This window comes from Longitalea arenae (assembly GCF_016924755.1).
Lineage (GTDB): Bacteria > Bacteroidota > Bacteroidia > Chitinophagales > Chitinophagaceae > Niastella > Niastella arenae.
The window spans coordinates 154,520-169,170 of record NZ_JAFFJX010000010.1 but is presented as its reverse complement, the minus strand read 5'-3'; the positions used below and the strand labels follow the sequence as shown (position 1 = coordinate 169,170).

General features: G+C 46.9%; 10 protein-coding genes. 4 read left to right on the top strand and 6 right to left on the bottom strand.

Features of this window, described 5'->3' with window-relative positions; genetic code table 11:
* The first annotated feature begins 78 nt into the window (after positions 1-78).
* A complete protein-coding gene (gene mutS, locus JT717_RS19615) occupies positions 79-2,697 on the top strand; it encodes a DNA mismatch repair protein MutS (protein WP_205512733.1) in 2,619 nt (872 codons plus the stop codon).
* A 124-nt stretch (positions 2,698-2,821) separates the two neighbouring features.
* On the opposite strand, the gene JT717_RS19610 is transcribed toward mutS, so the two are convergent.
* The 4 genes from JT717_RS19610 to glmM form a co-directional block, all read right to left on the bottom strand.
* Entirely contained in the window at positions 2,822-4,009 is a 1,188-nt protein-coding gene (locus JT717_RS19610) for an acetyltransferase domain-containing protein (RefSeq protein WP_205512732.1), read from the bottom strand.
* A 291-nt stretch (positions 4,010-4,300) separates the two neighbouring features.
* Complete coding sequence (locus JT717_RS19605; RefSeq protein WP_205512731.1) at positions 4,301-5,845, bottom strand: gluconokinase; 1,545 nt, start codon at positions 5,843-5,845, stop codon at positions 4,301-4,303.
* A gap of 134 nt (positions 5,846-5,979) precedes the next feature.
* Complete coding sequence (locus JT717_RS19600; RefSeq protein ID WP_205512730.1) at positions 5,980-7,119, bottom strand: cysteine desulfurase family protein; 1,140 nt, start codon at positions 7,117-7,119, stop codon at positions 5,980-5,982.
* Between the two features lie 220 nt (positions 7,120-7,339).
* A complete protein-coding gene (glmM, locus tag JT717_RS19595) occupies positions 7,340-8,719 on the bottom strand; it encodes a phosphoglucosamine mutase (protein ID WP_205512729.1) in 1,380 nt (459 codons plus the stop codon).
* Between the two features lie 347 nt (positions 8,720-9,066).
* Here glmM and JT717_RS19590 point away from each other — a divergent pair, with 347 nt between their 5' ends.
* On the top strand, positions 9,067-9,810 hold the full coding sequence (locus JT717_RS19590; RefSeq protein ID WP_205512728.1) for a class I SAM-dependent methyltransferase: 744 nt from the start codon (positions 9,067-9,069) through the stop codon (positions 9,808-9,810).
* A gap of 216 nt (positions 9,811-10,026) precedes the next feature.
* On the opposite strand, the gene JT717_RS19585 is transcribed toward JT717_RS19590, so the two are convergent.
* Positions 10,027-12,009 (bottom strand): LTA synthase family protein, encoded by a 1,983-nt coding sequence (locus JT717_RS19585; RefSeq protein ID WP_205512727.1) that lies wholly within the window; start codon positions 12,007-12,009, stop codon positions 10,027-10,029.
* Positions 12,010-12,061: 52 nt separating this feature from the next.
* Between JT717_RS19585 and JT717_RS28735 the strand changes: the two genes are divergently transcribed.
* Positions 12,062-12,670, top strand: coding sequence for a phosphatase PAP2 family protein (locus tag JT717_RS28735; RefSeq protein WP_205512726.1), 609 nt, complete (start codon positions 12,062-12,064; stop codon positions 12,668-12,670).
* A 21-nt stretch (positions 12,671-12,691) separates the two neighbouring features.
* Positions 12,692-14,005, top strand: coding sequence for a hemolysin family protein (locus JT717_RS19575; RefSeq protein WP_205512725.1), 1,314 nt, complete (start codon positions 12,692-12,694; stop codon positions 14,003-14,005).
* A 64-nt stretch (positions 14,006-14,069) separates the two neighbouring features.
* On the opposite strand, the gene JT717_RS19570 is transcribed toward JT717_RS19575, so the two are convergent.
* Positions 14,070-14,600 (bottom strand): DUF6702 family protein, encoded by a 531-nt coding sequence (locus JT717_RS19570; protein WP_205512724.1) that lies wholly within the window; start codon positions 14,598-14,600, stop codon positions 14,070-14,072.
* Positions 14,601-14,651 lie beyond the last annotated feature (51 nt).

Genomic DNA, 14,651 nt, shown 5'->3' with positions numbered 1-14,651 from the left:
CGTTTTTCTTCCCCAAGTTCTCCACATCCCAGCGGAGGCATATGTAAACGGAAGTCAAACCTTTTATATTTGCCCTCCATGTCAAAAGCCACTACAGAAACTCCATTAATGCAGCAACACCGGGCCATCAAACAACGGTATCCGGATGCTGTACTGCTGTTCAGGGTAGGTGATTTTTATGAAACTTTTGGCGAGGATGCCGTTATTGCTTCGCAGGTGCTGGGAATTACCCTCACCAAAAGAAACAATGGAGCGGCTTTCAGCAGCGAACTGGCCGGCTTTCCCCACCATTCACTCGATACCTACCTGCATAAACTGGTGCGGGCCGGTTACCGGGTGGCCATCTGCGACCAGCTTGAAGATCCCAAAGCCGCCAAAGGCATTGTGAAACGCGGTGTTACGGAGCTGGTGACGCCGGGCGTGGCCACCAACGATAAAATGCTGGAGCATAACAGCAATAATTTTCTGGCCGGCATTCATTTTACCGAGGAACAGGCGGGCATCGCCTTTCTCGATATTTCTACCGGTGAGTTTTTTGTAGCCGAAGGCAATGCAGAATACATCGATAAATTGCTGCAAACACTTAAGCCGGCTGAAGTGATCTTTCAGCGCAGCTTTCAAAAGCATTTCAAAGAGGTATTTGGTTCCCGCTTCTATACCTATACGATGGAAAGCTGGATCTTCGACGAAGCTTATGCTACAGAGAGCCTGCTGAAACATTTCAATACCCATTCCCTTAAAGGATTCGGGGTGGAAGAACTGCACCTGGGTATTGTAGCTGCGGGCGCGGTCTTACATTACCTGAAAGATACCGAACATCCCAACCTGCAGCATATCACGAGTATCCAGCGCATCGATCGCGATGATCACTTGTGGATGGACCGCTTCACCATTCGTAACCTGGAACTCATCAGTAACGGTAATGGTGAAGGGAACAACTTGCACAAAGTGCTCGACAATACGGTCTCGCCCATGGGCGCCCGTTTGCTGAAACGCTGGATCTTACTGCCATTAAAAGACATTACCCGCATCAACGAAAGGCTGAACCTGGTTGAGTTCTTTATAAAAGAAGTTGACCTGCGGGCCAAACTCACGCAGCACATCAAACAATGCGGCGATATTGAAAGGCTGGTGAGCAAGATCCCTTTAAAGAAGATCAACCCACGCGAGGTGTTGCAAATTGCCCGAGGCCTGCGCCATATTGAAGAGATAAAACAGATCTGCAGCAATAGCCCGAATGAATATCTGAAACGCCTGGCCGATTCCCTGAACGGCTGCCGCTATATTGAAGAAAAGATCACCAAAGAGATCATTGATAACCCACCCGCCATGGCGGCCAAAGGCGGCGCCATCCAGAACGGGATCCACGCCGAGCTCGATGAGCTGCGCAACATCGCTACCAATGGCAAGGAATACCTGGTACAGCTGCAACAAAAGGAATCGGAGAAAACAGGCATCTCATCTTTAAAGATCGGTTTCAACAATGTGTTTGGTTACTACCTCGAGGTAACCAATTCGCACAAACATAAAGTGCCTGCAGAATGGATGCGCAAGCAAACGCTGGCCAATGCCGAACGGTATATCACCACCGAGCTGAAAGAATATGAAGAAAAAATAACCGGCGCGGAAGAAAAGATCCTGGCTATTGAGCTCGACATCTATGAAAAGCTGCTGCTGGAATTACAGGATTATATTGCGCCCATGCAGGTAAATGGTCATGTAATGGCAGTGCTCGATTGCCTTTTGTGTTTTGCCCACAATGCCCTTCATTACAATTATAAAAAACCCGAGCTGCACGAAGAGGCCGTGCTTGATCTGAAAGAGAGCCGCCATCCGGTGATCGAACGAAATTTGCCGGTGGGCGAACCCTATATTTCCAATGATATTTTGCTTGACCCTGCTGCGCAACAGGTGATCATTCTTACCGGGCCTAACATGAGCGGTAAAAGCGCCATATTGCGCCAAACCGCCCTTATTACGCTGATGGCCCATATGGGCAGTTTTGTGCCAGCCACTGCCGCCCGCATTCCACTGACCGATAAAATATTCACCCGTGTTGGCGCATCCGATAACTTAAGCGGCGGCGAATCGACCTTCATGGTGGAAATGAATGAAACAGCCAGCATCATCAATAATATTTCCAGCCGCAGTTTAATATTACTCGATGAGATCGGCCGCGGTACTTCTACCTACGATGGCATTTCCATTGCCTGGAGCATTGCTGAATACCTGCACCAGGCTCCGCAGGCGCCGAAAACACTGTTTGCAACGCATTATCACGAGCTGAATGAACTGGAAAACAAAATGGCGCGCGTAAGGAATTACCATATCACCAATAAAGAAGTGGGCAACAAGATCATTTTCCTGCGTAAACTGGCGCCCGGCGGCAGTACCCATAGTTTTGGTATTCATGTAGCAAAAATGGCAGGCATGCCGCCGGCCCTTATTGAACGGGCGAACGAGATCTTGAAGCTGCTGGAAAAGAAGCATGAAGACCAGCCTGCTGCTACCGTAAAGAACAAACTGGCCGAACAGGTAAAACAGGCAGACACCCAGAAAGTACAGCTCTCTATTTTTGACGCCCATAGCGAAACCTTCGACGGCATTCGAAAAATGCTGCAGGATATAGACATCAATAGACTGACACCTGTAGAAGCTTTGATGAAGTTGAATGAGATAAAGAACATGGTGAAATAATGTGATAATGTGATGATTCGATAATGTGATAATGATATACAGTTACCGGTTACCAGTTACCGGTCATAACCGAAAATTGTAAACATTTCAAAGCCATTGACCATTCACCATTCACCATTGACCATTACAAATAGCTCAACCACCATTGCGTGTGTGTACTCTTGTAGTTATTATACCAGCGGCATAAAGGATATAACAGCAAAATAAGCAGCACCCACAGGATATAAACCGTCAACAGATCATAACCAAACTGCACCGGCCTGAACAGAAAAGGGGTTGGCCCTACAATATCCTTTTTTCCATATCCCTCGATATAGAACGCAATAACCGTTGCCAGGTGTATCAGGTAAATATGTGCTACGTAATAGAAGAAAGGCACCCGGCCAAATACTTTCACCCATCCGGTAAACCGGTTCTGCACATTTTCCAGCAGGGCCAGCATAATCAGTGCAGGGCCTATGGTAATACAGGTATACATCAATGAAGGCGGATACTTTTGTACGTTCATGAACGCGAGAAAACTGCCTAAACCGGTTGGCTGCTCCGTCCAGGGAAAAGGATCGCCATAATTGTTCATTAACCGCAGCACCACAAATGCAGCAATCAATGCCAGCCCAATCAGCAGCAATTTCTTTTGCCGCTGTCCCGCATCTACGATCGGTTCAAATAATCTGCCTGCACAATAACCCATCAGCATAATACCCAGCCAGGGAAGAAAGGCATAGGCAATGATCAGGATCCGGCCCGGGGCATAGGTATAGGTATCAAAACGACCGTTGTGCAGTAAGTCCCATAAGAAGCCAACATCATTTTTACGGGCGGCCTCGGGATAGTCAAGTATATTATGCCCGAATACGATCAAGGCCCCTACCGTAAAAATAACCCAGTAGGGTAAACGCACAGCCAGGCCAAGAAATACCATACTAATACCGATGGTCCATATTACCTGAAGGATTATGGTATTATAAAAAGGATTGAAGGTCCAGCCCAGGGTTATTATAACCACTTCTATTAGCACAAGCCAGAAGCCGCGTTTTATCAGAAAACTGCTCAGGTCGGCTTTGCTTTTCCTTGTTCCTATGAGGTAAGCCGAAGTTCCGGCTAGAAAGACAAATGTAGGTGCACAAAAATGTGTGATCCAGCGGGTAAAATATAAAATGGGTGTCGTTGTAGCAGGATTAAGCGGGTCATTTTGAAATGCATCTAAATGAAAATAGTCGCGCACATGATCGAGGGCCATAATGATCATTACAATGCCGCGCAGGATGTCAATGGATTGCACCCGCTTCTTGACTGCAGTTAGTTGGTTCATACTGGCTTCTATTAAGGGATTCGGGTGAATTTACAACTATTCCCCTTAATAGCCCATGATTTGGGATCAATGGCAGCCGGTATGAAAATAAAAAAGCTGTCCGCCGCTGGCGGACAGCGCGATCATCCGCCTTCTGGCGGTATGACTTGTTTTAACTTAACCACAGCGATTTGAAAGGTAGAGTTGTGCAACCCTTCACTGTATATACTTTAAAAAATATGCCAGTTGTGCCCCTTATTTAAAATAAAATGTTAAAGGGTTTAAAGCTCCTGCAACTCAATAATTTAGAAATTACACTTCCGATGCCCGGATGGCATCCAAGGTGTGCAGGTCTGTTTTAACCTTGTTATACAATCCTGCAAACACGTTATAATAACGCTGATAGCGGTCATGCATCACCATATCGGGCAGATAATGCTGCTGCATGTGGAATTCAGGCGACACCCTCCTGCCCTCAGGCAGCCGGAGGGCCTGCAAACCAAGCAGGGCGGCGCCTGCAGAGGAAGCGTCGTCATTATTGATCACCAGGATCTCTTTTCCAAACAGATCAGTTAACCATTGCAACCATAACGGTGCATTGATAAAACCACCGCTCGCATATATATGTTGTATAGCACCTATGGTTTCCTGCACCGAACTGGCCACCTGGTACAATGCATAATTGATTCCCTCGATAATTGCACGCATAAAATGCGCCTGTGTATGACCGGCTTGAACCCCGAAAAATACCCCTTTTGCCACAGCATCCCAGATGGGCGCCCGCTCTCCGAGCAGGTAAGGCAGGAATAATAATCCATCGGCGCCAGCCGGCGCCTGTGCCGCCTGCTCTACAAACCATTGCAGGTCTTTGGCACTGGCAAAAGGTTTGTGTAAAAATTTTTCGGTATACCATTTCAATAATACAACGCCATTATTGATAGCGCCACCGGAAACATAGCGCTCGTTGGTAAGAATATAATTGAAGATCCGCTCCTGTTTATCCCAGGCCGGTTCGCTGGCCATCATGCGCACGGCGCCGCTGGTACCAATGGTGATCGAGAGATCACCGGGCTCTGTGGCATGGCTGCCCAGGTTAGCCAAACAGCCATCGCTCGCGCCAATGATAAACGGTGCATCAGCTACCAGATGTAATCTTTCCGGAAAGGGCTTTTGCTGTCTTGATACAACATGGGTGGTGGGCACGGGCTGGGATAAACGAGCAGGCGTAATGCCGGCTGCTGCCAGCGCCGGTTCATACCATGTTTTATGAAAGATGTCGAATAAGCCGGTAGCAGAAGCAATGGAGAAATCGACCAGGTATTCGCCGAAGAAACGGTGAAAGACAAACTCCTTGATGGAAATGAATTTGTGGGTAACTGCAAAGAGCGCTGGTTCATGATCCCGCAACCACATGATCTTACAGAGGGGCGACATAGGATGGATCGGTGTGCCCGTATGACGATAGATCTCCCTGCCGGCTGCTGACTGCTTCAGGGCGTTTGCATAAGCAGCACTGCGGGCATCGGCCCAGGTAATCACATGGGTGAGCGGCTGGCCGTCGGCATCTACCGCTATCAAACTATGCATGGCGGCACTAAAACAAATGCCGGTGATCTTAGCCGCCCCGGCAGTTATTTGCTGCGCTGTTCCTTCAATACAGCTGATAACGGCATTGTACAGTACATCTACATCCAGCTCATGATAGCCGGGTTTGCCCGGGACCGGATTGTACGACACATAGGTATTCGCGATCACCTTTCCTGCATGGCTATAAGCAATGGCTTTGGTGCCTGATGTTCCAATATCAACGCCGATGATAACATCCATATATTTACCGGTAAGCGGCCAATGCCGCATTTTACCGGTAAGTTAAAAGATTTTTTCGCACCGGATATATATAAAAAAAGACATCCCGATCTCTCGGGACGTCTATTCTTATTTGATAGCAAAAGAGCCGTATTGGTAACCAAAACCGGAGGGAGGCATGAAGGCTAGATCATGTCCTTCAGTTTCTCCACCACAAGATCAATTTCTTCTTTGGTATTATGTTTACTGAATGAAAAGCGCACTGTAACCTGGTTGGGATTATTATTGATAGCGCGAATAACATGTGAGCCCTGGTCGGCCCCGCTGGTGCAGGCACTGCCGCCGCTGACACAAATATTATTCATATCCAGGTTAAACAGGATCATTTCTGACTTCTCTGTTTTGGGGAATGAAACGCTCAGGACGGTGTAAAGGCTTCGGCCCAAAGGATCTCCATTGAAGGAAACGCCGCGCACGGCCTTTTTCACCTGCTCCATCATATATATTTTCAGCTCTTTAATATAGCTGCTGTCTGCTTCGTAACGTTCGGCAGCCAGCTCAAGAGCTTTGGCAAAACCCACAATACCATAGAGGTTTTCGGTTCCGGCCCGCATATTGCGTTCCTGCGCGCCTCCGTGGATATATGGTTTGATCTTTACATTTTCATTTATATACAGGATGCCTACGCCTTTTGGCCCATGGAACTTATGACCGGCGCCGGTGATAAAATGCACAGGGGTATTCCGCAGGTCGAAGGGGAAATGCCCAACGGTTTGCACCGTGTCGGAATGAAAGATGGCGCCATACATTTTACAGAGGTTACCCACTGCATGCAGGTCGAGCATATTACCTATTTCATTATTGGCATGCATGAGGGTGACCAGGCATTTTTCGGTGCTGCCTGCCAGCAGCCGCTCCAGGTCTTCCATATCAATATGCCCATTGGGCAGCAGCTTTACAAAACTCAAAGCCGCTTCACTGTGGCGGTATAAATGTTCTACCGTGTGCGAAGTGGCATGGTGTTCGATCGGCGAAGTAATGATATGACGGCAGCCCAGGTCGTGGATCGCCGCGCTGATAGCCGTATTGGAACTTTCTGTTCCGCCGGAGGTGAAGAAGATCTCGGCCGGATGTGCATTCAGGATCTTTGCTACGGTCTTCCGGGCGGTTTCAATAGCCAGCCGGCTTTCCCGTCCATAAGAATAAATGGAAGACGGGTTACCAAACTTTTCGGTAAAGTAAGGCATCATAGCCTCCAGCACCGCGGGGTCGAGCGGCGTTGTTGCAGCATTATCTAAGTAAATGCGTGTAGGCAGACTTGACATGTAGTTTTGTTTAAATAAAAAAGCTCCGCAAAGAGCGGAGCAAAATTGAAAAAAATATTTGAAAAGATTTTTTACCGTACCTGAATTACACGCTTACCATCAAAAACAATCGTACACCATTAAATGTTCAAAAAATTACGCAGTTCGACTGATATTTTTCAAAAGAAGCCGGTGTTTTTTGCAAGACTTAAACCGGTTATTACACCATCGGAATGCTCGACTACAAAAACTCCTTAATATCATGCATCAACCGAAGCGCAATATTATTGGCTGTTGTTTCAAAGCTGCTTTCTGCATAGATCCGGATAATGGGCTCGGTATTCGATGTACGTAGGTGAACCCAGTCACTATCAAATTCTATCTTTAAACCGTCTTCCGTATTCACGGGCTGGTTCTTGTATTTGGTTTTTATCTTCTCAAAGATCTCTTTCACATCGATGCCGTTCTGCAGCTCGATCTTATTCTTTGAGATGAAATAATCGGGGTACCGGGTCCTGAAGGAGCGGATGCCGTTTTTATGGGTAGCCAGGGAGCTCAGGAATAAGCCGATCCCGATGAGCGCATCACGGCCATAATGCAGGTCGGGAACAATGATGCCCCCATTGCCTTCGCCGCCAATGACCGCCCCTACTTCTTTCATTTTATTCACCACATTCACCTCGCCTACAGCAGAAGGATAATATTCTCCGCCATGTTTGATGGTGATCTCTTTCAGCGCCTTGGTGCTGCTCATATTGCTCACTGTATTACCTACTTTTTTGCTCAGTACGTAATCGGCCACCGCCACCAGGGTATATTCTTCGCCGAACATGCTGCCGTCTTCACAAACAAAACAAAGGCGATCCACATCAGGATCAACTGCAATGCCCAGATCGGCCTTGTGCTTACGTACCGCCGCGCTTAACGCGGTAAGGTTTTCTGGTAATGGCTCCGGATTATGGGCAAACTTACCGGTGATCTCTTCATTCAAGACGATCACCTCTTCAATGCCCAGTGCGGTCAACAGTGGCGGAATAGCCAGCGCCCCGGTTGAGTTCACTACATCCACTACCACTTTATATTGTTTCTGGCGGATGCTTTCAACATCTACCAGCGGATAGTTCACAATGACATCAATATGCTTTTGTATGTAGGTTTCGTTGACTGAGTAAGTGCCCAGCTTATCTACCGAAGCAAAATTAAAATCTTCCTCCTGGGCTTTTTGCAGCACCAGCGCGCCATCGGCCCCACTGATGAATTCACCGTGTTCGTTCAGCAGCTTTAATGCATTCCATTCTTTGGGATTATGGCTGGCGGTAATGATAATTCCACCGGCTGCTTTTTCCCAAACAACCGCCATTTCAACGGTTGGGGTGGTAGACAAACCAATGTCAACCACGTCTATGCCCAGCCCTGTTAGCGTACTAACTACTAGTTGCTGTACCATAGCGCCGCTGATCCGGCCATCGCGGCCGATAACAATTTTATTGCCCGAATTTTTTTCAAGCACCCAACTACCAAAGGCGGCGGAAAACTTTACCACATCAAGGGGAGTGAGATTTTCTCCGGTTTTACCTCCGATCGTTCCACGAATACCTGATATACTTTTAATCAATGCCACAATAACAGGGTTTAACAGTAATAATTACAAAAATAAGTGTTTGGCCGTTAGCAGGGAGTACCAGATTCAGGTATTTTACAGGATCGGGAATAAGAAAAGTGAAGATAAGTGAAAATTAAAGACATTTCAGATATGAGTTGCGGGATGTGGAAAACAATGAATAATTATTAGCTTATCAACCGGTTATGCGATTTCAGATTTCTCATTCAGGATTTCACCATTTGCTTAAGCGCCGCGCCCCCGCGCAATCCCAAAATCCCAAAATCCCAAAATCCCAAAATCAGAAATCTCGAAATCTCAAAATCAAAAATCCTTAGGCCCTACTTTTGTGTAAACTTTCAATACCCATGTTCAACAGCAGCAACTGGTTTAAAGAGTGGTTCAATTCGCCTTATTACCATAAATTATACTTTGAACACGACGACCAGGAAGCGGCTGCCTTTATGACCAGGTTGCTCGGGAAACTGCAACCGGCTGAACGGTCAAAGCTGCTGGATGTGGGCTGCGGCCGCGGCCGCCATGCGAAATTCCTGGCATCGAAAGGTTATGATGTTACCGGTATCGACCTGGCTCCCGACAGCATCAGCATCGCCCGCCGGCTGGAAAATGGCCACCTGCAATTTTTTGAACATGATATGCGCCTGCCTTTCTGGATCAATTATTTCGACTACGCTTTCAACTTTTTCACCAGCTTCGGCTATTTCCGAACGGAACGTGAACATTACAACGCCATCCGGACCATTGCCGGCTCCCTCGTGCATGGCGGCACCCTCGTAATTGATTACCTGAACGTGCATTTTGCCGAAGACCACCTGGTGCACAAACAGGAAAAGGTAATAGAGGATGTTACCTATTACCTTACTAAATGGTTCGATGAAACGCATTTCTATAAAAAGATAGAGATCGAAGACGAAGCGCTGGACGCTCCGCTGGAATTCACCGAGAAAGTGGCCAAATTCTCTCTCGGCGATTTCAACGATATGTTTGCTTTTTACGACCTGCAGCTAAAGGAGGTGTATGGCGACTATCATCTGAACGCTTACGATATTAAGCAGTCCCCGCGGATGATCATGATAGCGGAGAAGAATTAGCTAATTTGCTGATGTGCTAATGTGCTAATGAAATACAGCTTGCGCGGTCAGGCATCAGCACATCAGCATATTAGCAAATCAGCACATCAGCACATTGCTCAGCGTTCAGGCATCAGCACATCAGCATATTAGCAAATCAGCACATCAGCACATCAGCACATTGCTCAGCGTTCAGGCATCAGCACATCAGCAAATCAGCATATCAGCACATTGCTCTTACTTCCCTCCTTTCTTATTATTGAGCAACATATACTTCGCCGTCTCATACAAAGCATCGGTAAGCACCTGCATCTCATGCGCAATGGCAGCATGTTCGGCATCATCCGGAACAGGCTCATTGTTGATAATGGAAACCAGCTCCGCTTTTTTTGTCACCAGTTGCTTGCGGTACAGATAATCACCTTTCACCACGCCGGTCATGCTGTTATCCGGGTCAAAAATAAAAGCAAAGCCTTTGGTGGTGGAATCAAGCAGATCTTTACCAAGCGTACTGTTGGTATATTTCATATTGCAGAGCCCCGCGATGGTAGGCAACACATCGGTTTGCGAACTGATGGTATTGATGCGGCGGGGCGTTAGCAGTCCCGGCGCATAGAACAACAATGGCACATGCATGGTAGTGAGCCGCTGGGCCGTCCAGGATTTCGGGAAGAGCGCATCGGCATTGCCGGGAATGCCATGATCGCCAATGAACACAAAAATGGTATTGTTGAAATATTTCTCCTTACGGGCAGCTTCCATAAATTTCTGGTACCCGAAATCGGTGTAACGGAAAGCGTTCATCTCGGCCAGGGATTCAAAGCCATATTTAGCCAGCGAATCAGCCGGCGCCTGGATCTTTTTAAACTCCTTGAGGTCTTCTTCCGGAATCGTATATGGCCGGTGGTTATCGGCCGTTTGAATAATGGCGAAAAATGGCTTTTGCTGCTGGGCCAGCACTTTATTGGCTTCCAGGAACAGGTTCTTATCACTGATGCCCCACACATCGATCTTTTCTGCGGTATAATCTTCCTGCTCGTACAAATGAAGTCCATCTATATTATTGGTGAGCACGCCACGGATATTGGCCCAGCTGGTGCTTCCGCCCAAAAAGTAAAATTTTTCATAGCCTGTAAAATCGTTGATGATGGTATGCTGGTTAACGGCGGCCGGGTTGCGGCTGGCCGTTTTAGGCATTTCCACATCGGGTGTACCCGTGACCGTTGCCCATACCCCGCGGGCCGTGCCATAAGTAGGCGTAAAACAACGGTCGAAAAAGATGCCCTGCCGGCATAAGCTGTCAAAAAAGGGCGTGGTATTCAATGGATTGCCATACATGGAGCTTTTATAGGCGCTGAACGATTCACAAATCACCAGCACAATATTGGGTTGTGTGGTCAAAGCGCCCGGCCGCGGTGTTACCGTGCGGGTAAAAGCTGCAGGGAAAGGAGCATTTGGCGGAATATTGAAATGCTCGGCGATCACCGGGGCAAAAGCCTTCACCTTTTTTTCATCATAGGTGCTGTGCCTGAACTTGAGCGTGCTGAAAAAGCTTTCAAAGGGGTTCAGGGCCAGGTAAGCTTTATAATCGCTGCCCTGCGCAAAAGCATCGCTCCAGCGCAAGGGATATTGATCGAACCTGCCGAAAATAAAAAAGCCGCAAAGCAGAAAGCAGATGGCAAAAGAAATAATGCGGCTGCGTCTTGTTCCCATAAAGGATTGCTTGCCCACCTTGCGGTGCGTGCGGTGTAAGACCCAAATCAGCAGGGCGGCAAACAGCAATACGCCCAGCACCATCCTTATAATGGGATATGATTGCCATACCATGCCCATCGAAATACGGGCATCTTCCAGGTAATTCAATACACTGGCATTGAGCCGCTGTTCGAGGTAGGCATAATGTGCAAAATCAACGGAAAAGAAGAAAAGTACAAATAAAGTGACCGCTCCCAGGGTGATCATCCAGAATTTCTTGCCCCTGCTGCTCGAAAAAGGATGCAGCACCGGTATACTGCCCAATACAAGCATTGCCACCAGTAACCACGAGATCATGCGGAGGTCATACCGCAAACCCAGGAAAAAAGCCCCGCCCAATTGGGTAAGACCATAACTTTGCTGGTCTGAAAGAATAAATAACCCCAGCCTCATGAGCGTGAATAAAATAAGGAAGATCAGGCCAGTCCATAGTATCCACCGGATCAGTTTAGGAATTTTCGCCATACGTTGTAAATAACAAATAAGACCTAAAATTATAGTATTTATTTTTGCAATTATGATTGTTGATCCACCCGCCTTCCTATTAACATTTTGGCAACTAATTCAGCCCTTTGATGCATGGCTGATCACCCATATTAACCAGGACTGGAGCACTTCTTTCTTAGATACGGTACTGCCCTTTATGCGCGAGACCCTTACCTGGGTACCCCTCTACCTGTTCCTGCTCTTGTTTGTGACCGGTAATTTCGGCATCAAAGGCTGGTGGTGGGTCATGGGCGTCATTTTGTGCGCCGCCCTGAGCGACCTGATCAGCAGTCAGCTCATAAAACCATTCATTATAAGAACAAGGCCCTGCCGCGATGAAATTATGGGCCCCCAATTGCGATTCTTTATCAATTATTGTCCACGCAGCAGCAGTTTTACTTCTTCCCATGCTACCAACCATTTTGCCCAGGCCATGTTCTTTTTTGCCACTTTGCGGCCTGCTATTGGCAAATGGGCCGGTCTATTCTTTGTTTGGGCCTTTATTATTGCCTATACCCAGGTTTATGTAGGGGTACATTACCCTTTTGATGTATTTTGCGGGGCGCTCCTGGGTTGCGGAATAGGTTTTTTACTAAGCAAACTATTTCATAAACGAATAGGAATGCTTACAGTATCTTAGTTTAACCAAACCAACCGGCTAATGGAAATATTCATATTACTGGCGTTGATCTTATTGAATGGTTTATTTGTAATGTCTGAAATAGCCCTGGTATCAGCCCGCAAATCCCGGTTAGAGAACCTGGCCAATAAGGGGGATGACACAGCCCGCAAGGCCCTGGACCTGGCCAATAACCCGGAGATCTTTTTATCGGCGGCACAAATTGGTATTACCCTTATTGCGATCCTTACGGGTGTGTACTCAGGCGAACGATTTGGCAAATACCTGGAACCTTCTATTGAAAGAATTGAATTGTTGCGGCCTTATGCCCAAACAGTGGCCACTACGATCATTGTTATAATCGTTACATTTTTATCTATTGTATTCGGTGAACTGATCCCCAAACGCATCGGTTTGATAAAGGCCGAAAAGATCGCCCGTATCGTGGTATTACCGGTACTGGCCTTTTCAAAGCTTACCCATCCCTTTGTATGGTTGTTGAACAAGACCAGTAATTTATTCCTGAAGATCCTGAATGTAAAATCCACTTCCGACAATTCGGTAACGGAAGAGGAGATTAAAGCCATCATCAGCGAAGGAACGGAACAGGGCGCCATTGAGGAAGTGGAACAGGAGATCATTGAACGGGTCTTTCACCTCAGCGACCGCAATATCACCTCGCTCATGACCCACCGCAGCGATATCATGTGGTTCGATCTGAACGATACGGAGGATTCCATCCGCGACAAGATCATTCATGAGCCGCATTCCGTATACCCTATCTGCGATAAGGACCTGGATAATATCAAAGGCATTGTGTCATTGAAGGACCTGTATGTTACCAATGACTTTACGGCTTTTAAATCCATTATGAAACCGGCCCTCTTCGTACCGGAGAACATTACGGCCTACCGCCTGCTGGAAAGGTTCAAACAGCAACGCGTGAACTCCTGTTTTATCGTAGATGAATATGGAAGCCTGCAGGGAATGGTGACCCTGAACGACATTTTAACGGCCCTCGTAGGTGAAATGCCACAACCAGATGATGATTACTATGAAATAGTAAAGCGCAAGGATGGCAGCTACCTGGTAGATGCCCAGATCCCTTTCTATAATTTCCTGAGTTATTTTTCCAAAGCAGAATGGATGAGCGAAGTGGAACAGGAATTCGACACCCTGGCAGGCTTTATCCTGCACCAGCTCGAACGTATACCACATATCGGCGATACCATGGAGTGGAAAGATTTTCAATTCGAGATCATTGATATGGATGCCCAGCGCATCGATAAAGTGCTTGTTACTCCTTCAGAGGATATTAAAGAAGAAATGGAAGACAACGAAGAAGACGAAGTGTAATTGGCAATGTGCTTATTTGCTGATTTGGTAATGAGCTGATGAAATACAGGTCCTCCTTAGAAGGTCAGGGGGTGAATTGAAAGGAAGCTTCTTTGTCAGGATTGTTCAGCCGGTAACTTTTGCGGTTGCCACCAACGGTCACATGCATCAGGTTTATTTGCTTATCGAAGGATTCGTAGAGGATGGTATTTACAACGTCGATCTTTTTAGGCGCCGCCGTATTTTGCACCTCAAAATAGCTCCATACCGCATCGTTCTCCTTTTCAAAACCCACGAATGACAAGGTAACGGCTTTATTGTCGAGCTTCAACAGCAAATGGCTTTTGATATATTCCATCACCATTTTATCAGCCAGCGCTTTATTGGCAGGGGCCGTAAGATCCACCCTGGTTTGATAAATATTTGCCAGCGTTTTCTCAAAATCGTCGGTAAAAAGCTTACAGCTTATTTCCAGGTTTTTGTCCGCTGCATTGTGGTTAATCTCTGTAACACTTACATATAATGGATGACGGACCCCGGCGCGCGATAACACAACATCCGCTTCATGCAGGAAAGCCGACAGCAGGAACAACCATTTATACAGGAGTATTACCATTAAACATGAAAATTTTAAGGTTACAAATCTCTTAATTATTTTAACACCATT

Coding starts and splice junctions, on each gene's coding strand:
- JT717_RS19575 (WP_205512725.1), top strand. CDS start 12,692: ATGGAAATATTCATATTACTGGCGTTGATCTTATTGAATGGTTTATTT.
- mutS (WP_205512733.1), top strand. CDS start 79: ATGTCAAAAGCCACTACAGAAACTCCATTAATGCAGCAACACCGGGCC.
- JT717_RS19570 (WP_205512724.1), bottom strand. CDS start 14,600: ATGGTAATACTCCTGTATAAATGGTTGTTCCTGCTGTCGGCTTTCCTG.
- JT717_RS19590 (WP_205512728.1), top strand. CDS start 9,067: ATGTTCAACAGCAGCAACTGGTTTAAAGAGTGGTTCAATTCGCCTTAT.
- JT717_RS19610 (WP_205512732.1), bottom strand. CDS start 4,009: ATGAACCAACTAACTGCAGTCAAGAAGCGGGTGCAATCCATTGACATC.
- JT717_RS28735 (WP_205512726.1), top strand. CDS start 12,062: ATGATTGTTGATCCACCCGCCTTCCTATTAACATTTTGGCAACTAATT.
- JT717_RS19585 (WP_205512727.1), bottom strand. CDS start 12,009: ATGGCGAAAATTCCTAAACTGATCCGGTGGATACTATGGACTGGCCTG.
- JT717_RS19605 (WP_205512731.1), bottom strand. CDS start 5,845: ATGCGGCATTGGCCGCTTACCGGTAAATATATGGATGTTATCATCGGC.
- JT717_RS19600 (WP_205512730.1), bottom strand. CDS start 7,119: ATGTCAAGTCTGCCTACACGCATTTACTTAGATAATGCTGCAACAACG.